The 26,345-nt window shown below is 50.4% G+C and carries 26 protein-coding genes; 2 read left to right on the forward strand and 24 right to left on the reverse strand.

Going from position 1 to position 26,345, the window contains the following annotated elements:
- Positions 1-4: 4 nt before the first annotated feature.
- The 9 genes from ABYP33_RS01150 to ABYP33_RS01190 form a co-directional block, all read right to left on the reverse strand.
- Positions 5-1,927 (reverse strand): PrkA family serine protein kinase, encoded by a 1,923-nt coding sequence (locus ABYP33_RS01150; RefSeq protein ID WP_373087380.1) that lies wholly within the window; start codon positions 1,925-1,927, stop codon positions 5-7.
- A gap of 591 nt (positions 1,928-2,518) precedes the next feature.
- A complete protein-coding gene (locus tag ABYP33_RS01155) occupies positions 2,519-3,223 on the reverse strand; it encodes an SDR family NAD(P)-dependent oxidoreductase (protein WP_373087383.1) in 705 nt (234 codons plus the stop codon).
- Positions 3,224-3,314: 91 nt separating this feature from the next.
- Positions 3,315-3,812 carry a 6-pyruvoyl tetrahydropterin synthase family protein gene (locus ABYP33_RS01160; RefSeq protein ID WP_373087385.1) on the reverse strand — a complete coding sequence of 166 codons (498 nt, stop codon included), beginning with the start codon at positions 3,810-3,812 and terminating at the stop codon, positions 3,315-3,317.
- Positions 3,813-3,920: 108 nt separating this feature from the next.
- Positions 3,921-4,436, reverse strand: coding sequence for a shikimate kinase (locus ABYP33_RS01165; RefSeq protein ID WP_373087388.1), 516 nt, complete (start codon positions 4,434-4,436; stop codon positions 3,921-3,923).
- A 144-nt stretch (positions 4,437-4,580) separates the two neighbouring features.
- The gene (mmsB, locus tag ABYP33_RS01170) at positions 4,581-5,468 is read right to left on the reverse strand and encodes a 3-hydroxyisobutyrate dehydrogenase (RefSeq protein ID WP_373087390.1); all 888 of its coding nucleotides are present in this window, start codon (positions 5,466-5,468) and stop codon (positions 4,581-4,583) included.
- A gap of 126 nt (positions 5,469-5,594) precedes the next feature.
- Entirely contained in the window at positions 5,595-6,731 is a 1,137-nt protein-coding gene (locus tag ABYP33_RS01175) for an enoyl-CoA hydratase/isomerase family protein (protein WP_373087393.1), read from the reverse strand.
- Positions 6,716-7,507, reverse strand: a complete 792-nt coding sequence (locus ABYP33_RS01180; protein WP_373087396.1) for an enoyl-CoA hydratase — start codon at positions 7,505-7,507, stop codon at positions 6,716-6,718. Before ABYP33_RS01180 ends, ABYP33_RS01175 begins: the two co-directional genes overlap by 16 nt.
- Entirely contained in the window at positions 7,504-8,664 is a 1,161-nt protein-coding gene (locus ABYP33_RS01185; RefSeq protein ID WP_373087398.1) for an acyl-CoA dehydrogenase family protein, read from the reverse strand. The genes ABYP33_RS01180 and ABYP33_RS01185 overlap by 4 nt, the downstream gene beginning before the upstream one ends.
- Positions 8,665-8,731: 67 nt before the next feature.
- Positions 8,732-10,150, reverse strand: a complete 1,419-nt coding sequence (locus ABYP33_RS01190; RefSeq protein WP_373087401.1) for an aldehyde dehydrogenase family protein — start codon at positions 10,148-10,150, stop codon at positions 8,732-8,734.
- A gap of 204 nt (positions 10,151-10,354) precedes the next feature.
- On the opposite strand from ABYP33_RS01190, the gene ABYP33_RS01195 reads away from it, so the two are divergent.
- A complete protein-coding gene (locus tag ABYP33_RS01195; protein ID WP_373087403.1) occupies positions 10,355-11,230 on the forward strand; it encodes an AraC family ligand binding domain-containing protein in 876 nt (291 codons plus the stop codon).
- A 5-nt stretch (positions 11,231-11,235) separates the two neighbouring features.
- Here the strand turns inward: ABYP33_RS01195 and ABYP33_RS01200 are convergent, their stop codons facing one another.
- The 3 genes from ABYP33_RS01200 to ABYP33_RS01210 are packed head-to-tail and all read right to left on the reverse strand — an operon-like array spanning position 11,236 to position 12,003.
- Positions 11,236-11,460: a PhzF family phenazine biosynthesis protein gene (locus ABYP33_RS01200; RefSeq protein WP_373087406.1), complete on the reverse strand. Its 225-nt coding sequence runs from the start codon at positions 11,458-11,460 to the stop codon at positions 11,236-11,238.
- Positions 11,403-11,789: a hypothetical protein gene (locus ABYP33_RS01205; protein ID WP_373087408.1), complete on the reverse strand. Its 387-nt coding sequence runs from the start codon at positions 11,787-11,789 to the stop codon at positions 11,403-11,405. The genes ABYP33_RS01200 and ABYP33_RS01205 overlap by 58 nt, the downstream gene beginning before the upstream one ends.
- Positions 11,790-11,805: 16 nt before the next feature.
- Positions 11,806-12,003 (reverse strand): PhzF family phenazine biosynthesis protein, encoded by a 198-nt coding sequence (locus ABYP33_RS01210; protein WP_373087410.1) that lies wholly within the window; start codon positions 12,001-12,003, stop codon positions 11,806-11,808.
- A gap of 335 nt (positions 12,004-12,338) precedes the next feature.
- Between ABYP33_RS01210 and ABYP33_RS01215 the strand changes: the two genes are divergently transcribed.
- Positions 12,339-13,757 carry a PLP-dependent aminotransferase family protein gene (locus tag ABYP33_RS01215; RefSeq protein ID WP_373087412.1) on the forward strand — a complete coding sequence of 473 codons (1,419 nt, stop codon included), beginning with the start codon at positions 12,339-12,341 and terminating at the stop codon, positions 13,755-13,757.
- On the opposite strand, the gene cobB is transcribed toward ABYP33_RS01215, so the two are convergent.
- The 12 genes from cobB to ABYP33_RS01275 form a co-directional block, all read right to left on the reverse strand.
- A complete protein-coding gene (gene cobB, locus ABYP33_RS01220) occupies positions 13,754-14,470 on the reverse strand; it encodes a Sir2 family NAD+-dependent deacetylase (RefSeq protein ID WP_373087415.1) in 717 nt (238 codons plus the stop codon). The two genes, ABYP33_RS01215 and cobB, sit on opposite strands and share 4 nt — an antisense overlap.
- A gap of 8 nt (positions 14,471-14,478) precedes the next feature.
- On the reverse strand, positions 14,479-14,922 hold the full coding sequence (locus tag ABYP33_RS01225) for a TM2 domain-containing protein (RefSeq protein WP_373087418.1): 444 nt from the start codon (positions 14,920-14,922) through the stop codon (positions 14,479-14,481).
- Positions 14,923-14,985: 63 nt separating this feature from the next.
- A complete protein-coding gene (locus tag ABYP33_RS01230; protein WP_373087420.1) occupies positions 14,986-15,480 on the reverse strand; it encodes a GNAT family N-acetyltransferase in 495 nt (164 codons plus the stop codon).
- Entirely contained in the window at positions 15,473-15,886 is a 414-nt protein-coding gene (locus tag ABYP33_RS01235) for a VOC family protein (protein WP_373087422.1), read from the reverse strand. Before ABYP33_RS01235 ends, ABYP33_RS01230 begins: the two co-directional genes overlap by 8 nt.
- A gap of 91 nt (positions 15,887-15,977) precedes the next feature.
- Positions 15,978-16,424, reverse strand: a complete 447-nt coding sequence (locus tag ABYP33_RS01240; RefSeq protein ID WP_373087424.1) for a LysR substrate-binding domain-containing protein — start codon at positions 16,422-16,424, stop codon at positions 15,978-15,980.
- Between the two features lie 45 nt (positions 16,425-16,469).
- Positions 16,470-16,754, reverse strand: a complete 285-nt coding sequence (locus ABYP33_RS01245; RefSeq protein WP_373087426.1) for a hypothetical protein — start codon at positions 16,752-16,754, stop codon at positions 16,470-16,472.
- A 141-nt stretch (positions 16,755-16,895) separates the two neighbouring features.
- Entirely contained in the window at positions 16,896-17,084 is a 189-nt protein-coding gene (locus tag ABYP33_RS01250) for a DUF3094 family protein (RefSeq protein WP_373087428.1), read from the reverse strand.
- 123 nt (positions 17,085-17,207) lie between these two features.
- A complete protein-coding gene (locus tag ABYP33_RS01255; RefSeq protein WP_373087430.1) occupies positions 17,208-18,998 on the reverse strand; it encodes an acyl-CoA dehydrogenase C-terminal domain-containing protein in 1,791 nt (596 codons plus the stop codon).
- Between the two features lie 64 nt (positions 18,999-19,062).
- A complete protein-coding gene (locus ABYP33_RS01260; RefSeq protein ID WP_373087432.1) occupies positions 19,063-20,850 on the reverse strand; it encodes an acyl-CoA dehydrogenase C-terminal domain-containing protein in 1,788 nt (595 codons plus the stop codon).
- A gap of 306 nt (positions 20,851-21,156) precedes the next feature.
- On the reverse strand, positions 21,157-21,840 hold the full coding sequence (gene bioD, locus ABYP33_RS01265) for a dethiobiotin synthase (protein WP_373087434.1): 684 nt from the start codon (positions 21,838-21,840) through the stop codon (positions 21,157-21,159).
- Between the two features lie 27 nt (positions 21,841-21,867).
- Positions 21,868-23,988 (reverse strand): YjbH domain-containing protein, encoded by a 2,121-nt coding sequence (locus tag ABYP33_RS01270; protein ID WP_373087437.1) that lies wholly within the window; start codon positions 23,986-23,988, stop codon positions 21,868-21,870.
- A 95-nt stretch (positions 23,989-24,083) separates the two neighbouring features.
- Positions 24,084-25,895, reverse strand: coding sequence for a hypothetical protein (locus tag ABYP33_RS01275; protein WP_373087439.1), 1,812 nt, complete (start codon positions 25,893-25,895; stop codon positions 24,084-24,086).
- Positions 25,896-26,345 lie beyond the last annotated feature (450 nt).

Here is a 26,345-nt window from a genome sequence, read left to right on the forward strand (position 1 = left end):
AGTATTAACCCGACTTTCTAACCCGCAAATACCACTCGGACAACAGCCTGACCTGTTTCGGGGTATAACCCTTCTCAACCATACGCGTCACAAAGTTCTCGTGCTTCTGCTTGTCTTCCACAGAGGCTTTGGCGTTGAAGGAAATAACGGGCAAGAGTTCTTCGGTACTTGAGAACATTTTCTTCTCAATGACCTCTCGCAATTTTTCGTAACTAGTCCAGCTGGGATTTCGACCCTCGTTTTGCGCTCTGGCTCGCAATACAAAGTTGACAATTTCGTTGCGGAAATCTTTGGGGTTGGCGATGCCAGCGGGCTTTTCAATTTTTTCCAATTCGCTGTTTAAGGTGCCTCGGTCAAAAATTGCACCAGTTTCTGGGTCCCGATAATCTTCGTCTTGAATCCAATAATCGGCGAAGGTCACATAGCGATCAAAAATATTCTGACCGTACTCAGAGTACGATTCCAAATATGCAGTTTGAATTTCCTTGCCGACATACTCCGCGTAGCGCACTGCGAGCCAGCCCTTGATAAATTCCAGGTAAGTTCGCTGTGTGTCTTCCGGTAATTGCTCGCGAAGAATACGCTGCTCCAGCACATACATTAAATGCACGGGGTTGGCGGCAATCTCGGCGTTGTCGTAATTAAATACCGCCGACAATACCTTAAAGGCAAAACGGGTCGACATGCCGGTCATACCCTCGTCGATACCCGCGTAATCGCGATACTCTTGGAAGGATTTCGCGGCTGGGTCAGTGTCTTTTAATGATTCGCCGTCATAGACCCGCATTTTTGAATAAATGCTAGAATTCTCTGGCTCTTTGAGGCGGGACAAGACCGTAAACTGGGCCAACATTTCCAGCGTTCCCGGTGCGCAAGGCGCCTTAGCCAAGGAGCTGTGGCGCATCAACTTCTCGTAAATTTTGACCTCTTCTGACACCTGTAAGCAATAGGGAACCTTAACGATATACACCCGATCAAGGAACGCCTCGTTGTGTTTGTCGTTTCTAAAAGTCAGCCACTCCGACTCATTAGAGTGAGCCAAAATCACCCCTTGAAAAGGGATCGCCGAGAAACCTTCAGTGCCTTTGTAATTGCCTTCTTGCGTAGCGGTTAGTAGCGGATGCAGCATTTTGATGGGCGCTTTGAACATCTCCACGAACTCAAGCAGACCTTGGTTGGCTAAACACAGACCGCCGGAATAGGAGTAGGCATCGGGATCGTCTTGGGCATAAGCTTCAAGTTTACGAATATCTACCTTACCGACCAAGGTGGATATATCCTGGTTGTTCTCGTCACCGGGTTCGGTTTTTGTAACCGCAATCTGTTTTAGAACCGAGGGTTGAATTCGTACCACGCGGAATTTAGTTAAATCACCCTCGTACTCATCTAGGCGCTTAATTGCCCAAGGCGAGGACAAGCCGGTGAGATAACGCGCGGGAATACCGTATTCCTTTTCCAGCTGTTCACCATCGCGCAGCGGATCAAACAGACCCAGCGGCGACTCGTTAATTGGCGAGCCTTTCAATGCATAAATTGGCGCCGCTTCCATTAATTTTTTTAATCTTTCCGCAATAGAGGATTTACCACCACCAACCGGGCCCAGTAAATACAGAACCTGCTTGCGCTCCTCTAAGCCTTGAGCCGCGTGTTTAAAGAACGCCACAATCTGCGCAATGACATCTTCAAGTCCGTAAAACTCTTCAAAGGCAGGATAACGAGGGATAAGACGATTTGAAAAAATACGTGACAAGCGCGGGTCTTTGCGGGTATCGATTAACTCTGGCTCACCAATGGCCGCCAGCATACGCTCCGCGGGGGTTGCGTAAGCAAGGGGATCCTGACGACAGAGGTCTAAATAGGCCTCAAGGGACATCTCTTCTTCACGCCCCTTCAGGTATTGCTCACGAACATTATCTAATATGCCCATCTTTGCAATCTCCTTCTGTGCTGTGCTGCGGCGCTAAAAAACTCCACGACAAGGATATTTTAAACGCCCTTTATGTGTGCAAGCCTCTTTACTGTACTCCGTTACGGGATGAGCATCCAGTTGGATTATCAATAATTTACGGAATAAAACTAAAAAAATATTTGCTCGTACACGAAACTTTTAAACATTCTAGTAACAGTGAAATCATGGTGCGAATTAGCGCACAACACCATCTTGGATACTACCTATCTACCGAGGGCTTATGCCTAAAGCACTTCAACAATATTTATGCAGACAAATACATAAACTTAAAGTAAATCGGTCATTAAAGATTAAGCAAGATTGCGGCCATCACAAAATATTGGGGATCAGAAGAGAAACGTTACCGAGCATGCCCCCACTTGGCGGTGCGTTCATCATCGCGGCAAGAGTGAGCGACAGACGCTATTCAAGCCGCATAACCGGGCTTAGGAGTGGATTTGAAATTGCGCAGCGAGGTGAATCAATCGAGAAGGCGCGACACTGAAAACAGCAATATCGCCCCATTATAAAGCAGAAAATAACGCGCCAAAAAAATAGCGAAAAAACCGATTAGCGTTCAATTTGCCCGAGGTTAGCGTGAATAACGCTACCATTAATAACCGGACTGCTTGCACAGAACCAAATTGTTGCGGCAATTTCTGCAGGGTCAATCAAGCGCCCAAAACTGACCATACCAGTGACACCCGCTAACACCGCCGGATCATCACCAAGCATGCCTCTTAACATACCGGTATCAGTGAAACCTGGGCAAATACAAGCACTATGAATTCCGGAGCCGATCAAATCCTGAGTCGTTGCTCGCATTAAACCAATAACCCCGTGCTTGCTAGCAATATAGGAAGCACAGCCCGCCACAGCCTTCTCACTCAAGGTTGAGCCCATATAAAGAAGGGCGGAGCCCGGTTTCATTTTCGGTATCAGTAATGCGTTTAACTGCTGTGGCGCCACTAGATTAACCTGTAATACCTGCCTAAAGTTTTCCGCTGCCAAATTACCGACGCTATCGCCGTCATGGCGAGCAGCATTGTGTAACAACACCACCTTATCAGCACCCTCTGCAATGGCTGCCAGCTCTGCACCACAACTTTGCAACCAATCTGCTTGCTGCATATCGACACAGATCTGTTTCGCGCCTTCTAAAGCGATACCTCTACGCGATAGGTTAACAATTCGGTAGCCCTCAGCCTGGAATCGCTGTGCCGTAGCATAGCCAATACCCTGGCTGCCCCCACTGACAATCAATACTTTCTTCATTTTTCATTCCCAGTTACCAAACTTAGTGGTCTGAACTGCCCCCAACCTGAGCGTGGTCTAATGCAGTTATGCCACTGCAGCATCGTCGCTGCTAATCCCGACTCCAGCTCGCCGAGCCCCATTGCCCGGGACCTGAAGAGACTTTCATGACTAATTCACGAATTTCATTACCTTCAATAAACGGCGCGTCACGCAGCAAGAGTTCTAATAAATAACGGGCGAATTCCTCGACGGTGGTATTGCGCACTGGCAGCACCAAAGTATCTGAAATTAGAAAGGGAATCTCCTCGCCATTGAACTCAGCAATGTATTGCGCACCCTCGGTGCGAATCTGCATAAACGGTGACGATGCGGGCAGCAAGGTGTACTCATCGAGCTGGGCACAGAGCTTACGCAAGCGGGTTTTAATCTCCACATAGCTAAAACACATGCCATTGTCGCCCACATCGGCGGTTAACAATAAGCTGACCTTGAAATTATGGCCGTGCAGACGCTCCCGCTCGGTGGCGGAAAAAATAGTGAAGTGTGCACCGGAAAACTTCAAGTCTTCTTTACTGATTTCAATACAGGTATAGGCTTTTACAGGCATTAGGGGTGGGGGTCCTTCTCGTTATTTTGGCAGTTCTGTGCCGTAAATCTATCGCCCTAGCTTAACGTACTCACAGCGCTCTTTGCACTCTCAGTGGCCTGCATATCCTTAGAAGGTTTTTAACGCCGCCTCAACCTCTGCCAGTAGGGTCAATTCATCCAGGTTGGTGCCATCGATGATAATGTCGGCATACTGCCTATAGAGCGGCAGGCGCTCGGCGTAGACATCAGCCAAACTTACGCCTGACGGCCCGGCAATACCGCGACGATCAAGATTCTGCACCCGGCGAAGAATCTCGTCTAAGGGGATGTCCAAAAATACACAGAGGCCAAAGCGCTTCAAATGCGCCATGGCCTCGGCGCTGTATACAGCGCTACCACCGGTGGCGACAATCTGGCCGGTGAAGCGGTGATTAATCAAGACTTGTGCTTCGATTTCACGCAGCGCTAAATAGCCGCGCTGATCAAGTATCGCCTGCAATGTCAAGCCTTCACGCTGCTCAATAAGGCGATCGGTATCAATCAAAGGCATGCTGCGTTGGGTTGCTAGGCGCACACCAATGGTCGATTTACCCGCCCCGGGCATACCGATGAGAATAACCGCCGTTCCAGCATCAAAAGCCATAATTCATTCTATTCAACATAAGCACTAGCTCCTACCTTGCCACAAAGTAGTGGCAATGGCGCAGCACGCAAATAAAAAAGGCAGCTAACGCCTAAGCGCTAGCTGCCTTTTTTATTTAGCAAAGCGCGCGCAGCGCACTATTCACTATTCAGACTGAAACATTTCCAAAATGGCGGAGAAGTCGCGCTGGGCATTGCCTTTTTGAGAGAACGAGGAGTACAGGCTGCGGGCCAGAGACCCCATTGGCACCGCGCTTTGCGTAACTAAGCTATTTTCCATGGCTAGCCCCAGATCCTTAAGCATGAGCTGTACCATAAAGCCGGGCTTATAGTCATTTGACGCTGGCGCGGTAGGCATAACGTCCGGATAGGGATTGTAGTTTTCTAGCGACCAGTTCTTACCAGAGCTATTGAGCATGATCTCTGACAATACCTTCGGGTCTAGGCCATTGTTTGCACCCAATTGCAGTGCTTCTGCGGTACCAATCATGTGTACGGCAAGAAGCATATTATTGCAGATTTTAGCGATCTGACCAGCACCGTGATCACCAGCAAGAAAAATGTTTTTCCCCATGCCTTCGAGTACTTTTTTGCCCCGTTCAAAGGCCGCAGTATCGCCACCACACATAAAGGCCAGCGTGCCAGCTTGGGCCGCCTTGACGCCTCCAGATACCGGCGTATCCAGCATTTGCAAGCCATGAGCCGTTGCTGCCTCGCCAACCTTGCGGGCAGTTTCAGCATCGATAGTGCTGCAATCCATAAACAAAGTACCGGTGCTCGCCTTCGCGATCAAACCTTCGTCACCAAGGTAGAGGCCAGCCACATGTTTGCCCGCAGGTAACATGGTTATCACGGTATCAGCGCCAGCGAGGGCGTCCAATGCCGTGGCCGCTTTGCTGGCTCCCTGGGCAACAACCGCATCCATCGCGGCGTCTACCAAGTCAAAAACCGTTACCTGATGGCCAGCTTTAACTAGATTGGCAGCCATTGGCCCGCCCATATTCCCTAAACCAATAAACGCTATATTCGCCATGACACTTACCTATTTATTCGATTGCTGACGGCCCAGCGGCCACCTCAAGATTAAAAAATGGAACGGCCTAGGCCGTCCCAAAACCATTGCCTAGTTATTCATTTTGCTACTGACCATCGATGTCACCTATAAATCAGCCAGTGGGTTCTCTGCCCAGGGCGCGGTAAAATGATGATCGATTAAAGACTGCGGTACCTCGGCTGGCGATGCATGCTGCCAGGCGGGGTTTTTGTCTTTGTCTATTAACAGCGCGCGCACACCTTCAGCAAATTCGGGCTGACGAATAATCGTGGTTGATAGCAATGCCTCGGCCTGAAACGCCGCTTTCAAACTCAAGCCCTTGCAGCGGCGAATTTGCTCGGCAATCAAGCGCGCGCTTAGCGGTGAGCCTGACGCCAAGGTCGCGGCAGCTTTCTGAACCCAGGGATTTTCAGACTGCGCAGCAATAATGCTATTGATCACCGCAAGATCGTCGTCACCGGCGCAGATCTGCTCAATCTCTAGCGCTGCAGCCTCCACATTTCCTGCAGGTAGCGCGGCTTTCGAGCGAGCAACGAAGCCAGCCATCAAATCAAAAACACGCTCTTGGTTGTCGGCAACACCGGTAGACCACGCCACGTCGGTTAAGGCGTTCAATACCTCTCCAGCGTACTCGTGTTCAATAAAGCCCTCAGCCAAACCGAGATACAGTGCATCCGCCGCATTAAACGACGCGCCAGTTAAGGCCAAGAACAAACCAGCTTTACCCGGCATGCGGTTCAAAAAATAACTACCGCCAACATCGGGGTATAAGCCAATGGTGATCTCAGGCATGGCCAAACGGGTCTTTTCGGTAACAACCCGATAGCTACCCGCCGCAAACACGCCCATACCACCGCCCATAACAATACCGTGGCCCCAAACAATGACCGGCTTGTCGAATTGGTGCAGCAAATAGTCAACGCGGTATTCCTGTTCAAAAAACGCTTCCGCGTATTCACAGGGGCCACCGGGCTGCTCGACGGATGACTTATATAAAGCCTGAACATCGCCACCGGCACACAGGGCTTTTTGCCCAGCACCATGAATAAACACACAGGCAATATCACTGCGCTCGCGCCATTCCCGGAGCTTGACCAACATCAGCTCAACCATATTCAGGGTGAGTGAATTCAAGGTCTTTTCGACATTCAGGGTAATAACACCCACCGCAGGACCACTGGCCGAGCGACGCTCTTCAAATAAAACTTCTTCTACATGCGCCACCATTACGCGTTCTTCCACTCTGGGCTGCGCTTTTCAAGAAAGGCATTCACCCCTTCCTTTTGATCTAAAGTGTCAAATAACTGAATAAAGCGCTCGCGCTCAAGCAGCAAACCCTGGGGCATAACCGCTTCGCGAGGCTTGTGAATCAGCTCTTTACAGAAGGTCACCGAAACGGGGCTTTGCTGGGCAACCTGCGCCGCCAAGGCCAGTGCCGCTGCTTTAGCCGTACCGGATTCAACAACTTCCTCAACCAAACCAAGGCTCAGCGCTTTATCTGCTTTAATACGCTCGCCGCACAAGATAATGCGCTTAGCCCAACCTGGACCAACCAAAGCTGTCAAACGCTGGGTACCGCCGGCGCAGGGCAACAAGCCCACTTTCGCTTCTGGCAGCGCCATTTGGGCATGGCTTTCAGCAATGCGGATATCGCAGGCCAAGGCGCATTCCAAACCGCCCCCCATCGCAAAGCCATTGATCGCCGCAATTGAAACACCACGGAAGTCCGCTAATGCTTCAAAAGCCTGGCCAAATTTTAAACCAATATCTTGAGCAACCGCTTTGTCGCCACTGGCAAACATTTTTAAATCGGCACCCGCTGAGAAGAATTTCTCGCCAGCGCCAGTAATCACTAGGCTGTAAATGTTTTTGTCGGCATTTAAATTGGCGATCAGCTCGCGCATACCGCTTAAGGATTCAGCATCCCAAGTATTTGCACCTGGATTGTCGATGGTAATCAATGCTGTATGGTCAATGATCTCTACTTTTAGTTTTTCTGTAGGGCTGTAGTTGCTCACTTAATCACCTCCAAGGCGCCATCTATTAATAAACGTCGGCCAATAATGACCCGCATAATTTCATTGGTCCCTTCCAGAATTTGATGCACGCGGCTGTCGCGAACATGGCGTTCCAGTGGGTATTCTTTAATGTAACCGTAACCGCCGTGTAATTGCAGGGCGTCATTGCAAATATTGAAACATACATCGGTCGCAAAGCGTTTTGCCATGGCGCAATAGGTACTCGCTTCTGGGTCGCCGCTATCGAGTTTAAACGCCGCCAAACGCACCATCTGCCGCGCCGCCACCAGATCGGTGGTCATGTCTGCTAATTTAAACTGGGTGTTTTGGAAGTCGGCAATCGCTTGACCAAACTGTTTGCGCTCTTTCACGTATTCAATGGTCGCTTCCAGCGCGGCCTGAGCAGTGCCAATCGAACAGGTAGCGATATTGATACGACCGCCATCTAGGCCTTTCATAGCAATTTTAAAGCCCTGGCCTTCGCTGCCCAGCATATTCGCCGCCGGAACCACCACGTCTTCAAAGCTCACGGTGCGCGTTGGCTGGCTATTCCAGCCCATTTTCTCTTCTTTCTTGCCGTAGCTTATACCCGGAGCGTCCGCCGGAATCGCAAAGGCACTAATACCTTTAGGACCGTCGGTACCAGTGCGCAACATCACCACCAGCAAGTCGGTTGAACCCGCGCCGGAGATAAACATTTTGCTGCCGTTAACAATATAGTTATCGCCATCGGCGCGAGCGGTGCTACGCAGGCTGCCCGCATCGGAACCGGCGCTGGGCTCGGTTAAGCAATAAGACGCCAGTTTTTCACCCATCACCAAATCGCTACACCACGCCTCTATTAAGGCCGGTTTGCCGTAGGTGCCGACCATGCTGGTCGCCATATTGTGAATGGTTAAAAACGCCGCGGTCGAGGTACAGCCCCGCGCCAACTCTTCAACAATAACACTGGTATCCAAGCGGCTCATACCCAAACCGCCAGCGTCCTCAGGGGTATACATACCCATAAAGCCTAATTCACCGGCCTGCTTTAGCGCATCTTTGGGAAAAATATGCTCAGCGTCCCACTGTGCCGCATTCGGCTTAAAAATGCCGTCGGCAAATGACCGCGCACTTTCGGCAAATGCCTTTTGATCATCAGAAAGGTTAAAGTCCATATGATTCTCTTTGTGATTTAATCATCAATAAAAACGCCGCGGAAAGCGCGGCGTTTAGAAGCAAAACTTACTTGAACTTACCCATTACTTTACCGAACAGTTCTTCGTCCGATGGAATCACTTTAGTCACAGCCAGCGGCTTAGACACCCAAGTTTCGTTAATCAGGTCGCGCCAAGTAATATTGTTATTGGTGCTATTATTGCCCCAAGAACCACAACCTAACGAGAAGGTTTGACGCATACCATTCCATAAGTTACCGCTGTTAGATGGCGCCTGTGGCTGGTTAACCATGACCCGAGAGGTTTTGGTCGCGTAGGCAAACTTCATGATATTCTCATCGCTATAAGAATAAATACCACAGGAATGGCCTTGACCCTGATACGCCTGAATAGCATTCGTCATGGCAATGGCGCCGTCAATGTCTTTCACTGTGTAAAAAGCCATCACAACCGACATCTTCTCCCCAGAAAAGGGGTGATCTGGACCTGCACCCGTTTCAGGCACAATGAAGAATGTCTTACCTTCAGGTAGGTCAATACCCGACATTTCAGCCAGTACACTCGCAGGCTGGGCAACAATACGCGCTGCAATGTGACCGTCTTCCCAAATAATACTCTGCAACTTAGCTTTCTCTTCAGCGTTGCAGATATAGCCGCCTTGGGCTTGCAGCTTTTCAAGCAGCGCGTCTACGTTTGATTCAAAGGCGATAACCGCATTGTCTGAAGAGCACGATGCCGCCAGATCTAAAGTTTTAGAAATACGGATTTTTTCAGCAGCTTCATCTAGGTCTGCAGTGTCATCAACAGTAATAACCGCATTACCTGCACCAACACCCAGTGCTGGCGTACCGCTTGAGTATGCCGATTTCACCATTGGCGCGCCGCCGGTGGCCAAAATACGGTCGCATTGTTTCATTAGTTCAGCGGTACCCTCCATCGACGGGTTGTCGATAGAAATAACCAAGTCCTCTGGTGCGCCACAGGCTTTAAGCGCGCCGCGCATCAAATCGCAGATCATTTTGTTGGTCAATTTTGAACGCGGGTGCGGTGCAACAATAATAGAGTTACGCCCTTTAATCGCAGATATCGCTTTAATGACTGGCGTGGCCTCCGGGTTGGTACAAGGCGTTAGGGCACCGATCACCCCTACTGGCTTGGCGATTTTAACGATATTGCGTTCTTTGTCTTCTTCTAAAATACCGACCGACTTATCATTGATGATATCGAACAATGCGGCGCGGGTTTTTTTGAAGATTTTGAGAAACTTGCCGTCATAATTACCGAGCTGGGTCTCTTCTACGGTGAATTTGGCTATTTTTTCCGCAACATCTTGGCGCGCAACAGACCACACCATCGCGGTGATCAATTCGTCGATTTGCTCTTGGCTATAATCGGCGATCTGAGCTTGCGCGGCGCGCGAGCGGGCAATCAGAGACTGCACAAGTAGCGCCTCTTCTGTAGTAGCAACAGCGGTTTCAGCGGCCATGATATCTCTCCGGGTTCTTTTTGTGGTTTACAACACATGGCTGGGTCGCACCCAGTCATGCTGAAATAGGGCAACTATATAAACACAGTTATGAATCTGGTAGGATTGATTATGTTGCCGACTTAATGGACTATATTGCGCATAGATTTTAGTCTAAATAATTCCTAAAAAAAAGAAAAAGCCACCTAAATCCATAGGCTTACCATGCCCATCACCTCAGACTGGCCACTCCCCCCCCAAGGCATTCGCTTTCTAACACCGCAATTTATGCAAACGCAGCTGGCCGCCCACCCCCTAACTGAGGGTCTGTACCCCTTCGCCATGGGCTATTACCCTGCCGCCTTTGGTCACCGCATGCAACGCCAGCAACACGACAGCCACCTACTTATATACTGCATTGCCGGCAAGGGCACCTTGATGTGCGACGACAAGCACTACCGGATCAATAGCGGCGATATTATTCTGCTGCCACCGGATCACCCCCACGCATACAAGGCCGACGCCAAGGATCCATGGACAATTTACTGGCTACATTTTCAAGGCAAGCTCGCGGGAGATTTTTACCGGCACATTCAACCCAGCAGCCCCTGCTTTAATATTGGCGTGCAACCGAGGGTGGTACGGATATTTGACGGCCTTTCTGAACTGCGCCGCAGCGCCTATCAATTTGCCGAATTTGTGCAAGGCGGCCATCAATTGCAGGCGCTTCTCAGCTATATCGCACTCCTGGTTCGTCAACAGCGTCCGCAAAGCGGTAAGGCATTAAATTGGGAGCGGCTACGTGCCACTATGCAGGAACATATTCACGGTCAACTCAAGCTCGACGAATTGGCGGCGGGGGTAAAATTATCGAAATATCACTTCACTAAAAAATTTAAAGCGCATACCGGCCAATCGCCTATTCAGTATTTCATAAATATGAAAATTCAGCGGGCCTGCTATTTACTCGACAGCACCAGCCAATCAGTAAAACAGGTGGCCGCCGCCGTCGGCTACGATGACGAGTATTATTTTTCTCGGTTGTTTAAAAAAACCATTGGCCTAGCACCAAGCGACTACCGCCAGCACCGCCGCAGCTAAGCCACCTAGAAAATCTCACCTCCTGTTACCGCCTGCCCAGCCAAAGCAACTCTGTCACCATTAATTACGACCCCTACTTCACCGCTACGAGCAGATACCTGCCGCCCTCGTAGTGCATTTCGGCCAAGCTTCTGAGACCAATAATGCGCCAGCGCACAATGCGCGGAGCCGGTTACGGGGTCCTCATCAATTCCTGCAGCAGGCGCCAAAAAACGGGAGACAAAATCCACATTACTATGATCGCCAACAGCTGCACTGGCAGTGATAATCCCCCCGCCGGCAAAACGGCAATTGCCCCGAGATCGGGCACAAAATTTTGCACCGCCGTGCTGTTCGCCAGTTCAATCAATAAATCTTCGCCCGCACTAAAGACCGCCACAACACTATTTGCCAAGCCGCGCACCGGCAGGCTATCCGCGACCGGCGCGGTTTCAACCAGTGGAAATTCCAGCACGATGCCATCGCCAAGTAAACAGGCAGGCACCTCACCATTGCGGCTTGCAAAACGCAGCTGCGTCGCACTAAAACCACAGCACATGAGCGGCAGCCAAGGTCGCATGACCGCAGAGATTCACCTAGGTCAATGGCGTAAACCAGCGCAAACGGTAGTGACCATCGGCAAGTAACTGTAAATACGCGGTTTCAGACAAATTAAACTCAGCCGCGAATAGCTGCATTTCCACATCGGACATATACCCTTCTTGCAAACACACAGCCGCAGGATTACCGCGATATTTCTGCCGACTAAAGGCATCTACTACAAAATATTTCATACATTTATGCCTAATGAATATTCCACCACCACGCCCGCTCCTGAATACTTGCGCCACCCCCGCCCGCGAGTAATATTATGATCACCGCAAGCACGCCAGTGATAAAAAGTGTATTTGCAAAATACAATAATAGCGGTAATTTTTTTAACCGATAAAAAAGTAGTTTCAATGCATTCACTACAGACTCCTTTCCGCCCTGCTGAGCTATAACCACGTCATACTCAGATTAACGCGACAAGAAAAACCATAACAGATACACTATTCTTACACTGACCCAGTACAGATAAAAATTTTAACAACTGTGCTGCATAACAGTTCAGCACCAGGAAGCCACAATGCCGCCCCGCTACCGTCAAATCGCCAGTCAGATTGCCGAGCATATCGAGCAAGGTCAGCTCAATATCGGCGACAAACTCCCCAGCGTGCGCCAAGCCAGTGAAGCCCACCATGTCAGCCTATCTACCGCACTGGCTGCCTACCGCTATTTAGAGCAAGAGCACTATATCGAGGCGCGGCCGCGCTCCGGCTTTTATATTAAAGCCCGTTTTGAAAACGCGGTGTGTCGTCCTTGCGAGTCCAAACCCGATACCAAGCCCACCCTCATCAATAGCCAGCAACGGGTCATGCAAGTCATTGCTGCTGCCAATCGGCCCGGTATACTGCGATTGGGGGCTACCGTTCCCGATGCCAGTTTTTTACCCGTAGCGGCGCTAGAGCGGGCCCTAGCGAGCGCCGCCCGGTACCTCCACGCGCGCAGCAATGGCTATGAATTCCCACCGGGCTATCTGGGGCTGCGCCAACAGCTCGCCAAACGCATGAACAAGCTTGGTTGCCAACTTCATGCCGACGACATCACGATTACACAGGGCTGCCAAGAAGCCCTGTATCTGGCCCTTAAAGTAAGCTGCCAAGCAGGCGATATTGTCGCCTTAGAGTCGCCACTTTTTTATGGCTTGCTGCAAATAATTGATTCACTAGGCCTACAAGCCCTAGAAATACCCACAGATCCTCAGCACGGCATCTCCTTGGAAGCCTTGCAGTTAGCGATTGAGAAATGGCCGATCAAGGCCTGTATTGTGGTCAGCAATTTCAGCAACCCCACTGGCGCCACATTAAACGATACCCGAAAGCGAGATTTGGTCGCCATGCTCAGCGCGGCGCGCATCCCACTAATTGAAGATGATATTTACGGTGAATTAAGTTTTGAGCAACTGCGGCCAAGCATCGCTAAGCGCTACGACACAGGCAGTGACGTGTTGTACTGCTCCTCACTGTCTAAGTCCCTATCACCAGCACTGCGCATCGGCTGGATTGCTGGAGGCAAATACAGCGAGGAATTGAATTATCAAAAATTCACTTTAAACGCCGCCAGCGCCACCATTCCGCAATTGGCCGCCGAACGCCTGCTGCGCAGCGGCGAATACGACCGCCACCTACATCGCATGCGGGCGGCACTGGCCACCTCAACAGCACGCATCAGAGAAGCCTTAGCGCGGCATATGCCCAGCGGCACCCAAATCACCCAACCTCGAGGTGGCTATGCCCTGTGGTTAGAACTGCCCAAACAGGTCGACACCCTGTTATTAGCTGAGCAAGCCCTAGCGCAAAACATTAGCATTGCCGCTGGACCGCTGTTTACCGCCAGCGAAAAATACCGCCATTGCCTGCGGATTTCCTGCGCCTGCCCTTGGAATACTCAACTCAAAGAGGGTCTAGCCACGCTGGGCACTTTGGCGAATGTGCAGTGCATTTAACGAGTAGCAACGGCCAACAACTCATTGAATAAACGCGGCACTTCAACGCTGGCCAGCCCGTAGCGGGTTTCCAAAAACGCGGACTGCACTGCCGATGGTTCTAAATTTACTTCGATGGTATGGGCGCCAACACTTGCCGCAGCTTGCACAAAACCCGCCGCCGGATAGACATTACCCGAGGTACCCACCGCAATAAACAAATCACACTGCTCCAGGGCGGTGTAAATTGCATCCATTCCCAAGGGCATCTCACCAAACCATACGATGTGCGGGCGCAGACTGCCACACAGACCACAGCAGACACAGCGAGCGTCGGCACTGATATCGGTGGCGATTGGATAAACCACCCCACTATAGCTGCACTGCATTTTGAGTAATTCGCCGTGCATATGAATAAGTTTCTGCGAGCCCGCGCGCTCATGAAGATCGTCAATATTTTGGGTAACGAGTAAAAGCTCACCGCTAAATTTTCTCTCAAATTCAGCAAGCGCTAAATGCGCCGGATTTACGCTTACCGCGGCACTTAATAATTGGCGACGGCGCTCATTGTAGAAGCGCTGCACCAACCCTGGATTGGCAGCGAAACCCTCAGGGGTCGCCACATCGTCAACCCGGTGCTCCTCCCAAAGGCCGCCTGCCGCACGAAACGTCTTAATGCCAGACTCTGCGGATATCCCCGCGCCAGTCAATACCACTACCCGCTGATACGGCATACTCACTCTTAAAACCACGGCCGCTGATTGAGCACATAGGTCTGTTCAAATTCCGCATCGGATTTAGTGATGTAAATAATAAACTCAATCAAGGCAATAATCGCCACGACGAGAGAAGGCAAACCAAGAAGAATAAAGCCAAACACAAAGGCCAGCACCATGATCACGCCCTGTTTGGTATAGCCCAAGTAAAATTTATGTACGCCAAGCACCCCAAAGAAAAATGCGAACAGTGCCGCGGCCACTTTTTTAGACGAGCCAGAAACCAACGCGGCATCTACATAAATGGCTTCGGCCTGCGCACCCGCTGCCACAAAATCCACGGCAACACCAGCCCGAATATCAGTGTCGGCTTGCCACTGCGCGACGGTGAATGGATAACGCTGACCGTCTTCGGCGCTAATCACACCGGCACCAGTGTCGGCTTTAAAATCGAGTATTTTGCCTTTCATTGATCAATGCCCTTTCTCGGTAGTGTCCTATCATTAGTGCAATTAGCTCGTTCTAGGCACAAACTATATTAGCTGCTTTTGCCAAAACGTAGCTGCGCCTTGTTCGGGGTCGAGTTCGTAGGGCGCAAAACCGCAACGCTTATACACCCGCTGTGCACTGAGGTTATTCGCCAGCACCTCTAAGGTCAGTTTGCAGTAGTCATGACAGCGAGCAAACTCTTCAAGCTCAGCAATCATACGATCACTCAAACCCTGTCCCCGGTATTGCGGTAAAACCATCACATCGTGGATATTCAGCAGTGGCCTACATTTAAAGGTAGAAAATCCGCGCAGGGCGGTGAGCAGCGCCACCGCATTTTCACCATCAAAGGCCAACAAAGTAATGGCACCCGCTTCACCGGCTAAGGCATCACACAAATTCATTAACACCTCGTGCGGCAATGCCTCACCGCCACCCAGAGGGTCTAAGGCATAAGCCGACATTAAGGTCATAATTCCGGCGCGGTGAGCGGCGTTGTGATAATCAGCGATTGCAATTTTCAAGCTTGCATTATCCATTGGCGCCGGGTCCCAGCGGCTGGCCATAACTAAATTCAACAAAATTGCCATCGGGGTCACGTAGCCCGCAGTAATAACCAACGGGATAGGGTTCTTCGCGTGTCGCCCAAGCGAGTATGCCGTCTTGTTTACCCCGCGCCGCAATAACATCTACCGCCGCGCGGCTGGGCAGCGCAAAACCCAGGTGCGAAAAATCGCTATCAAGCTGATTACGACCGGGACCACCCGGCAACAACACTAAAATAAACGCCTGCTCACGCCCCGTTTCCGCCAGCCAAACAACCTCACCACCAGCCTTATTATCGCGCTGATGGATTAATTTCAGACCAACATAGTCTTGGTAAAAAGCGATGCAAGATTCAATATCACGAACGTGGAGTGCCAGATGAGTCAAAACCGCAGACATTGTAAGTCCCCTTGTAAGCGCAGCTTGTGTGCAAACAGACTAGCAAATGATCCGGCCTAAAGTCTAAGCACTTAGCCACCAAGCCAAGCGCTTACAGCGTGTCAACTAAATGACGCAATTGCGCCCGAAACCACTGCTGAGCAGCGTCACCGTCTAAGGCCGCGGGCCACATCATCCAAATCGGAATTGGATCAGTCGGCAAAGGAAAATCAAAACACTGTATATCGAAAGTGCCAGCGAAAACCTCCTGCATTCGCGAGGGCATCACCGCGAGATAATCTGTGGCCGCGACCACCGGCAACATACTAGAGAAACTCTGTACTTGCGCCGCTTTTTTACGCAACAGTGATTTGCCACCCAAGGCCTGTTCTAACTGACTGCGCTCGCGGCTGCGCGGCGGCAAAAAGACATGCTCTTCGGCAATGTATTGGTCAAGAGATAAGCCGCCGTTAATCCGCGGGTGATCGCCTCTGGCGATGACAACCAAGCGCTCTTGGGCAAGCTGCTCAGTACAAATATAGTCCTGCGTCAGCGGCACATAGTCTTATTAATACATCGACATCTAAGCGCCGTAAACTAAGGGCTAATCTTGTTCCTGACCAGCAAATGCTAAGGTCTCTACGTTAAGTTCTGAGCCGACCAGTTGCAACAGCGCCATGAGTGGGCCAAGCGCCAAGGCTTCAAAATAGTTGTCGCCAAGCAGACGACAACAACGCTGATCGCGACTCGGTTCAAAATACTGCTCTTTGGCTAGCGCACCGCGCACTAATGCCCGTGCCTCGCGGATTTGCGGATATATCAGCTGAGCCCGTGGCGTGGGCGTCATCCCTAAACGGCTACGAACAAACAGCTCGTCGTTAAATGTCACTGGTTGCTGTTCGGCACCCTCGCAATAGAACCGGAGAAGCCAAGCCAGTATGGGTCGAAGCAGTCACCGAAAGAAAAACACGGTATTTGGTACCGCGACTTTGCAATCGATCTAAAGAAATTGGGCGAGCTGAGCGAGGGTTTAATGAACCCCACTCATGCGGGCAAGCATTAGGCTGCCAACGGTGATCAAAGACACAATTACAAGTAAGATGCCCAATAATTTAAGCGGTCGATAAGGCTTGCGATCAGTCTCGTTGTAACCTTGTTTTAAGAAGGCGTCGACTTTAGCTTGATCTTCAGGGTTAAGCTTATTGTGTTCGTTTTCCATTACGTCACCACGGTTTAGGCATCACCACCCTTCTGTTATTAACAAAAGCACAGGCAATAAAAAAGGCGGCATCATTATCGCAAGATGCCGCCTTCTTCTCCAGCTTTACCGTTTACCCAAAATTTAGATAAACGCTTCTTCTGGAATATCCATCAAACTCGCACTGCCGTTGCGAATAGACTCGCTCAAACCTTTGGCCTGCGGCAATAAACGCTGCACAAAGAAGCGCGCAGTATGCAGCTTCGCTTGCGCGAAGGCATCACCTTGCGCACAGTCACCACTCAATACCGCCTTGCACATCATTGCCCACATATAGGTGTAAAGCGTGAAGCCCATAACGTGGAGGAATTCGACCGAAGCCGCGCCAATCGCGTTTGCATCGCCATTTTTAGTCTGTTCAAGCACATAAGCAGATAGTGACTCGAGGTTATCTACCGCCTCAGTCAATGGGCTTACAAACTCGTCCATGCCCTGTACCGCCGCAGCTGAAGCGCTAAACTCGCGCATTTCAGCAACTAACAACGCCAAGGTTTGACCGCCGTTAGCAGCAATCTTACGACCCATTAAGTCCAGTGCTTGAATACCGTTGGTGCCTTCATATATCTGGCTAATGCGCACATCACGCACCAACTGCTCCATACCCCACTCGCGCACATAGCCATGACCGCCAAAAATCTGCTGGCCGTGCACAGTGCCTTCAAGGCCTTTATCGGTAAGGAAAGCTTTGGCTACTGGGGTTAGCAATTCAACCATCGCCGCGCCACGTTCTTGCGCGTCACCATTGGCAAATTTAGACAAATCCAATTGCTTGCCAACGTATACCGCAAAAGCGCGCCCTGCTTCTACATAGGCCTTTTGGGTAAGCAACATGCGGCGTACATCGGGGTGCACAATGATCGGATCGGCGGCGCCGTCTTTATTCACCGGACCCGATGGTGCGCGGCTTTGAGTGCGCTCACGAGCGTATAGAGAAGACCACTGATACGCCGCTTCCGCCGCGCTCAGGCCTTGTATACCCACAGACAAACGCTCGTAGTTCATCATGGTGAACATGCCCTGTAGGCCGCGATTGATTTCACCAACCAAATAGCCTTCAGCGCCGTCAAAGTTCATTACGCAGGTCGCTGACGCATTAATCCCCATTTTGTGTTCAATACTGCCGCAGCTCACGCCATTGGCTTCGCCCAGGCTGCCATCATCGTTAACCTTAAACTTTGGCACCAAGAAAAGGGAAATACCTTTAGAACCGGCTGGGGCGTCTGGCAGTTTCGCCAACACCAAATGAACAACGTTCTCAGTCAGGTCGTGATCGCCGCCAGTGATAAATATTTTGGTGCCGCTAACGCTGTAGCTACCATCAGCCTTAGGCACCGCCTTGGTCCGAATCATGCCGAGGTCAGTACCGGCATGGCTTTCGGTCAAGCACATGGCGCCAGCCCATTTTGCAGAGTACATATTTGGCAGGAATTTGGTTTTGAGTTCCTCGGATGCATGGCTGGCAATCGCCAGTGCTGCGCCCGAGGTTAGCGTTAAATAGAGGCCCATGGCGATGTTAGAGGAATAAAGCATCTCCTCAAACAATAGTACCAACATTTTAGGCATCGTTTGCCCACCGTATTCTGGCGCACCCGACAGACCGCCCCAACCACCATCAGCCAATTGCTTAAAGGCTTCAGGATAACCTTTGGGCGTAGTCACTACGCCTTCTACCCAGCTTACACCTTCTTCATGGCCAGGCTGGCTCAAAGGTGCAATCAGGCTCTCATTAATTTTGGCACTTTCTTCAAGAATTGCGTCGGCCAATTCACGATTGACGTCTTCCATTGCGGCCATGGTTTCCCAGAGCTGCTCGGCGTGAAAAACATCGTGTAACACAAACTGCATATCGCGCAGGGGGGCTTTATATTCAGGCATTCGGAGGTCCTCTAAACAAGTGACGACACAAGGTCGCCGCAATCAAAATGGGTTTTAGTGACAATTAAAATGCAAAGGCATCTTCTGGCATGTCCATCAAGCTATCTGCGCCGTTCAACATCGCGATCTTATGGGCCTCAGTACGCGGCAGTATACGCTGATAATAGAAATTAGCCGTTTGCACCTTGGCTTTAAGGAACACATCGTCAGCATCACCGTCGAGGGCGACCGACGCCATGCGCGCCCACATATAGGCCAGCGACACATAGCCAGCATACATCAAGTAATCGACTGAGGCGGCGCCAACTTCGTCGGCATTAGCCATGGCTTTTTCACCGAGTTTACCGGTGATCTCACCCCACTCTTTATTCAGCGCAACCAGCTTGGTGACAAAGGGCGCCATGCCCGGCTTGTCTTGCTGCTCTTTGCAGAAGCGGTGAATGATTTTGGTGAACACCATTAACTGCTTACCGCCACTGCCCATTACTTTACGACCAAGTAAATCGAGTGCCTGAATACCCGTAGTGCCTTCATATAAGGTAGAAATACGCAGGTCGCGAACAATCTGCTCCATACCCCACTCAGAAATAAAGCCATGACCACCAAAGACCTGCATTCCGTAGTTGGCCGATTCTAAGCCAGTTTCCGTAACAAAGGCTTTAGCGATTGGCGTCAGCAATTCAGACAGCTCTTCGGCATCTTTGCGCGCCTGTTCATCACCAGCGAAGTAGAAGGTATCAACCAATTGCGCAACCCAATAGATAAAGGCGCGACTGCCCTCAGCAAAAGCCTTTTGCGTTAACAGCATACGGCGCACATCAGCGTGCACAATTAAGGGGTCAGCTGGGCCACTGGGGTTTTTCGGGCCACTCAAGGAACGCATTTGCAGGCGGTCTTTAGCGTAGGCCAGTGCACCTTGGAATGAAGCTTCACCCGCTGACAAACCTTGCAAAGCTGTACCCAAACGCGCTGAGTTCATCATATGGAACATGGCATTCAAGCCGCGGTTTTCTTCGCCGACCAAAAAGCCTTTAGCACTGTCAAAATTCATGACACAAGTAGCAGACGCTTTAATACCCATTTTATGTTCGATGCTGCCGCAATGCACACCATTGCGCTCACCAACTTCACCATTTTCATCAGGCAGGAACTTAGGCACTACAAACAGTGAAATACCCTTTGTACCCTCTGGCGCGCCTTCAACCCGGGCCAGCACCAAATGGATAATATTCTCCATCATATCGTGCTCGCCACCCGAGATGAAAATCTTGGTGCCGGTAACATTGTAACTACCGTCGGCATTGGCCTCGGCTTTAGTGCGCAACAGACCAAGGTCTGAACCGCAGTGAGACTCGGTTAAACACATAGTGCCGCCCCAAGTGCCTTCAGTCATTTTGCCTAAATACGTCTGCTGCAACTCATCGCTAGCATAGACTTCAAGCAGACGCGCGGCCGACTGCGACAAGCCAGTGTACATACCCCAAGACCAGCAGGCAGAGCTGACCATTTCGGTGACAACTAAGCCCAAAGAATTGGGCAAGCCTTGACCGCCAAACTCAGGGTTCGCAGTCATTGACGGCCAACCACCTTCAGCATATTGCTGATAGGCTTCTTTAAAACCCTTAGGGGTTTTAACACCGTCTTCAGACCAAGTACAACCTTCTTGGTCACCAGGCTGGTTCAGCGGAGAAAGAACATTTTCAGAAAACTTGGCACCTTCACTAATAATGGCGTCCATTAAGTCTTCGCTAACCTCTTCTCGAGTAGCGAGACTGGCGAAATGTTTATCGCTCTTGAGTACATCTTTTAACACGAAATTAATATCGCGGAGCGGAGCTGTATATTGCGGCATGGTAACGACCTCATGTGCATGGTGGCCGCGGCAGTGCCTGCCGGGCAATGTTGACAGCGACAACTATAGCGCTTTTATTGTGTCTTGCAAGCGTTTTTGGATGTACAGAAAGGTCCTTTAGGTCAATGACATTGAATATTCCGTCGATTACAGCAGTAAGTTTTACGGTGCGTTTAATATACTCATCAGCCGTATTTCCGGTACAAATTCCTAAATATAAGCATCAGCATAGCGAACATTTCACCATGGCACAGCGGGATGACGAAAATTGTGTAGCGCTTATAGCAGGCCGATAGGGCCCGGTCACTAGGCGAGAAGAGAGAGATCGAGGCATTCGGCTACCAGCGCGGGGTCTGGCCGAGCTAAACTAGGCACCACACCCAGACAGGGGGCGGGTAACAGCTGGCGAAGTGTCGCCAAGTTTTCATCAAAACACGCCATTTCAGCGCCAAGTTTATTTGCAACCCAGCCCGCAATAAGCAGACCGTCGGCTTGTATTGCCTCAGCGGTAAGTACAGCATGGCTAATACAGCCCAGCTTCATACCAACCACCAAGATCACCGGTGTTTGCAATTCGATCGCTAAACCAGACAGCATTTCTCGCTGATTTAAGGGGACGCGCCAACCGCCTGCACCCTCAATCAATACCATATCGGCCTTACGCATCATCACGCCACGACAAAACCCTGCTAACTGCGACACACCAAGGCGCCGTCCAACTTGCTCAGCGGCAATATGCGGTGCAATGGGTGGCGCCAACAATACCGGATTCACCTGCGCATAGGGCAATGACTCCGTCATTGCCGCCATCAACATGAGTGCATCGCTATTACGCAAGCCCGCGGCGGTTTGCTCTGCCCCTGCAGCAACCGGCTTTATTGCTAGTGTTTTTAAACCCAAATTAGCTGCGGCACCTAAAATGCCGCAGGCTATTAGCGTTTTGCCCACATCCGTGTCAGTGCCAGCAATAAAGTAGTGCTTAGATTTCAAACTCAGCACCCTTAACAAGGTAAGTCATTATTTGCTCTCACCGTAGCGCTGCCATGCGTCAACCAAGCGTTCTTGGTTAGCCCGGATATAGGCTGCATTTAGGCGATCGCCACTGAAATAGGTGTTACGCAAATCATTATAAACGGTAGGAATAATATTCGGCCCAAACACCAAGCGATTGCCCTGCTCGCCAAGAATGGTGGTAATACCATAAGCCCAGTTAGCCTGACCTTCAACATGCACACCAGCAACCCGGGTCATACCTTTGCGCGGCGTTAGGGGAATCGTAAAGCCTAAAGTGGCAAAGGCGTTATCTTCAGACTTTTTGTACAAAAGATGCAGCCTGACATCACCAATATGCTGCGTAAACTCAAGTCGGTAGCCCGAATCTTCGTTATAGAAATCGCCCCCCGTAATATCCACTGATGTATTAATACTTTGCGCAAAATAACGGTAAGACCACAAGCGCGCATTATGGGTATTTTCTGGGCGATGTTTCTCTTCAAAATCAGTGGCTATAATCTTAAAGCGATGACGGCCGTCACCGGGTTCCCATCGGCTTTCAAGCGATGCACCGTCGACCAAACCATAGAAACGACCATAGGAAACCATGCTGGTAAAGCCTTGACCGTGACGAAAAGTCTGGCTAAAGATACGGTCTTTAACGCCCTCCGTTACCCGCTGATTATAAAAAACTCCGCCGTAAATACCTTCTCGAGTGAAATCTTCGGTATCGTTAACATTCCAGTCACGACTGACATTAAAGGCAGCACCTTGCCACAGCGGTAAAACCACATCCGCTCGTGCCGCTAAGGAATAATCAAAAACACCGTATTCCGTTCCCACGGTTGACGACAAAATCGGGCGAATACGGACATCAGGCCTGAAAGCTAAATAATCGATGCTGTTTTTTATACTTGCAGCAAAAATCCCGCCGTCTGTGCTGCGACGCCGAAGTCTATTTGCTGGGGCGGTCACCATTTCTGAATCGGGAATAGCGCCATTACCCCTTAAAAAGGCCTTCCATCCGACAACTTCACTACCTAAACCAAAAATAGCAACGCCGTATTTTTCCAGCTGCAAATAAAAGCGGTCACCATCGGGCAGTGACATGGCCGCAACGCCCGCGGCAACACCTAGAGCATCAATGTCATTAGCATTGTATTGCACATTTTCAAAAGCAACGACCCACTCACGACCGTATTTTTGTACCCGCACCTGTTCAAAATTGGCCGCAACAAAGCGATCATGCAGTGCTTTTTCTCCATTGACTGCATCTAAACGTGACATCGCTTCCGCGGGCGTGGCCGTCGGCGGCGCGAGTAAGGGATTGTTAGCTAATAATTCATCTTTACCGTAACTCTCGGTAATAACATACGAGGAATTAAGTACGGCCTCAGAACGCGGCCGATCTTTTGGTAAAACCCGCGCATATTCTGCCGCCAAGGGTATTTTGACATTAAGGCCATACCAATCTTGGCGGTCATCTACGCCCTCTTCGGCAGAATACATCCACAACATGGATGCTTGCCAGCCACCCGGCAACCAATGTTCTGGCGTTGCCAGTCGAATACCGGTATTCAATGAGTAGGCGTCATCTTCCAATATTACGCTCAACCAATCTGTAGCCGCAAATTCTACGCCACCATAAATCCCGTCTAATCGACCGGTGCCTTCGACTCGGCCATCGTAAGTACCCGCGCCAAGGGTGGTGCGAATGGGACCGTATTGCCAAGTTGCGACCGCATACTTGGTATCGTATTCGTTAACCGAACCTCCAAAATCCATTTCTCCAATGGCGAAATTCAGCCCCGGCAGCAACTCCCAAGGAAGCTGTAATTTAATATTAAAGGATAAGTCTGAGCCGCCTGTGGTCGTCTCCGGCGACACATTACGCCCGACCATCTCAAAATGGGGGAAGGCCCCGGCAGCAAAATTGATATCATTGCCGGTGTCATTCAGTGTTCGCGGCCGGGCAAAACGACCATCAACTTGATTATCCCACGCAATTGTTGCTGTGCCGTATTCTAGCACCGAGGCGTCTGGCACGTTTAATAGGCCGCTCACACCTTGCATATTCATATTCCCTTGCGCAAATGCAAGCGTTGATACGGCCATTAACAGTCCAGCACCAATATTCCGTTTCAAGAGAAACCTCTCATTTTTCAATATAAATTTTGCGCTAAGTTTAACGTAAAAAAAAGGGTGGCTATATAGCCACCCTTAAAAACCACCGTTTAATATTAAAGCGTACCGCCGCTGCCACCGGTCCCCCCCGTGCCGCCCGTGCCACCTGTCGCACAGGTTTTAGCGCCAAGCGTTAACACCAAGGGATTAGTAAACGTATTGCCTTTACTTGGCCCTGCTGCTGCTTCGCTGCCATTTCCCGTGACATTAATCGTGTAGGTCGGAGTCGCAAAAATCGACGCGGTATAATTTCCGCTCGCAGACGTACTGAATGACGTAAACATTGAGCCCGAACTAATTGCGCCACTAGCGGCAACCGGTTCATATTGACCGGCGATATTAGAACAAGCAGCCCTCGTTTTAATCTGAAGGCTAACCGGTACTGGAGCAACGGCACCCCCGTTCTCTACGTTTAACTTCACTACACCGCCGATTAAGTTGCAGGTACCCGCTGCCGCATAACCCGCCAAAGCCCCACTTGTCGCAACAGCTGATGCTACGCCACCACTCGGTGTAAACGTGGCAACGCCCACTCCCGGGTTAGCGGGGTCAACGGCGCCCACACTAATCGCAAAATCTGGCAAACTGTTGACTTCGAATGAAGACGTCACGGACGCGGATTCATTCGCCCAGCCTCCATTGCCAACGCCCAATTTTAGATACAAATTCAGCTTTCTATTATTCGGCACACCGTTTTTATCAACGACTGAGACCGTGCCGTCAGCCCCCGATGCACAAGTATTGAAGTAAAAATCGAGGTTAAAGTAGCTTAAGTGATCCGAGGTAAACGTAACAAATAACTCAGGCTGCCCACCAACAGTACGCGTTTGAACCGTCGCAATTTGCTGGGCGCCCTGAGCATCAAGCTGAGGGGTCCACCGACCTTTAATTTCATCGTAAGACCATACCGGCACAGTATCGCCTGCAGAAACAACATTATTACTGTCTACATCCTGACCAACAGTTGATCCAGAGGGATAAGGAGTGCCATCGGGGATGACCATTTCAACTTCAACTTTTTGGCCATTAAACTTGGTGATCAGCTTACCCGCCGAATCACGTAACTCTATTGCCGCAAAACCAGCCGATGCCATTGACCCCGGGTTCTGACCACTGACCTGCATACCCGTTAAACCACCGGGAAAAAGCGCAAGAGCGCCGTCGGCAGGGGTTACTGCAGGGTCGGTATCATTGTCAAAATAAACCGTCTCCAGCGTAATAGGCCCGGGAGCTGGCGCAGTGCCGTCCGCCAAGGACATCTGAGTACCCGCAGGAATTCTAACTTTCGCAGTGCCCTTAACCGCTGCCTGACCCGCACCAGCGGCACGCCTGTCTGTCGTCAGCACTAGGTCTGCATCATTGGTTGCTATGCCACCGGAAACCGTTGCATTACCAGCCACCGATTTATACGCCGTTGGTGTTGTCGCCGCGGCGGTTTTGGAGGTCAATATAATGGTCTCCGCATACTGACCAGAAGCGGTATACGAGCCCAATTTACTGCTGGCGATATAGCCGGACGCCGAACCAACAAAAACAACATCAAGTGGATCGTTCTTAATCAAGTCTGAGGAGCTCACCAAATCGAGAAAGACAATACCATTCGCACCCGCGGTATAGCTAACCTTGGAAACATCGTCATTGACTGACGAGAACCGCGCAGCATCATTAGGCCCGCTATCCTGATCTTCAATCTGAATCGTGCCAGAAATCGGCTTACGCCTTTCATCCACTAAGCGCACCACAAATAGGCTGTCCTCAACTGGCCGGACAACTTTCGCTGATTCGTCGTTAAAGCAAGCCGTTAGCGCTCCCGCCGACATAATCCCCGCAGCAATCAGGGTTAGTCGCATATTCCCCTTATTATTCATATCTACACCCACCTGTTATAAGAAGCAGACTGCATTATTAGCTTAGATTTTCAGCCCAGTAGATATATAGCACACTGAATACCATGCGCCACCGCAGACACGAATTAATTCGACTGTGCCAACACATTAACGGCTTTAGATCGCCACTCAATGCCAACGCAGGACGAAAATGATACTAACACGTCGTTAATCTATATTTGATTCCGCACTTTAAAGCCAAACATCTGGAGGACCCAGATAATGAGAATAAACCAAAGTCCACTACCGCACTTTAAGACAGTTACGTTTTATATATTCCGCGTCTTACTCCAAGATCGGGTAGGAGGCGGAATCACTTCCGCCGTCCTCCCACACCACCGTACATACGGTTCCGTATACGGCGGTTCATATTGTACTCATGAGACGACGATACTGATCCACTAACGAGATCAGCCCCAGTTGATCAAAACG

Source organism: Zhongshania sp. (genome assembly GCF_041584495.1).
In the GTDB taxonomy this organism is placed as follows: Bacteria; Pseudomonadota; Gammaproteobacteria; order Pseudomonadales; family Spongiibacteraceae; genus Spongiibacter.

Coding starts and splice junctions, on each gene's coding strand:
- ABYP33_RS01150 (WP_373087380.1), bottom strand. CDS start 1,927: ATGGGCATATTAGATAATGTTCGTGAGCAATACCTGAAGGGGCGTGAA.
- ABYP33_RS01230 (WP_373087420.1), bottom strand. CDS start 15,480: ATGGATAATGCAAGCTTGAAAATTGCAATCGCTGATTATCACAACGCC.
- mmsB (WP_373087390.1), bottom strand. CDS start 5,468: ATGGCGAATATAGCGTTTATTGGTTTAGGGAATATGGGCGGGCCAATG.
- ABYP33_RS01205 (WP_373087408.1), bottom strand. CDS start 11,789: ATGCGACCTTGGCTGCCGCTCATGTGCTGTGGTTTTAGTGCGACGCAG.
- ABYP33_RS01255 (WP_373087430.1), bottom strand. CDS start 18,998: ATGCCTGAATATAAAGCCCCCCTGCGCGATATGCAGTTTGTGTTACAC.
- ABYP33_RS01160 (WP_373087385.1), bottom strand. CDS start 3,812: ATGCCTGTAAAAGCCTATACCTGTATTGAAATCAGTAAAGAAGACTTG.
- ABYP33_RS01235 (WP_373087422.1), bottom strand. CDS start 15,886: ATGTCTGCGGTTTTGACTCATCTGGCACTCCACGTTCGTGATATTGAA.
- ABYP33_RS01185 (WP_373087398.1), bottom strand. CDS start 8,664: ATGGACTTTAACCTTTCTGATGATCAAAAGGCATTTGCCGAAAGTGCG.
- ABYP33_RS01260 (WP_373087432.1), bottom strand. CDS start 20,850: ATGCCGCAATATACAGCTCCGCTCCGCGATATTAATTTCGTGTTAAAA.
- ABYP33_RS01155 (WP_373087383.1), bottom strand. CDS start 3,223: ATGAAGAAAGTATTGATTGTCAGTGGGGGCAGCCAGGGTATTGGCTAT.
- cobB (WP_373087415.1), bottom strand. CDS start 14,470: ATGCCGTATCAGCGGGTAGTGGTATTGACTGGCGCGGGGATATCCGCA.
- ABYP33_RS01250 (WP_373087428.1), bottom strand. CDS start 17,084: ATGGAAAACGAACACAATAAGCTTAACCCTGAAGATCAAGCTAAAGTC.
- ABYP33_RS01225 (WP_373087418.1), bottom strand. CDS start 14,922: ATGAAAGGCAAAATACTCGATTTTAAAGCCGACACTGGTGCCGGTGTG.
- ABYP33_RS01165 (WP_373087388.1), bottom strand. CDS start 4,436: ATGGCTTTTGATGCTGGAACGGCGGTTATTCTCATCGGTATGCCCGGG.
- ABYP33_RS01215 (WP_373087412.1), top strand. CDS start 12,339: ATGCCGCCCCGCTACCGTCAAATCGCCAGTCAGATTGCCGAGCATATC.
- ABYP33_RS01275 (WP_373087439.1), bottom strand. CDS start 25,895: ATGAATAATAAGGGGAATATGCGACTAACCCTGATTGCTGCGGGGATT.
- ABYP33_RS01190 (WP_373087401.1), bottom strand. CDS start 10,150: ATGGCCGCTGAAACCGCTGTTGCTACTACAGAAGAGGCGCTACTTGTG.
- ABYP33_RS01210 (WP_373087410.1), bottom strand. CDS start 12,003: ATGAAATATTTTGTAGTAGATGCCTTTAGTCGGCAGAAATATCGCGGT.
- ABYP33_RS01195 (WP_373087403.1), top strand. CDS start 10,355: ATGCCCATCACCTCAGACTGGCCACTCCCCCCCCAAGGCATTCGCTTT.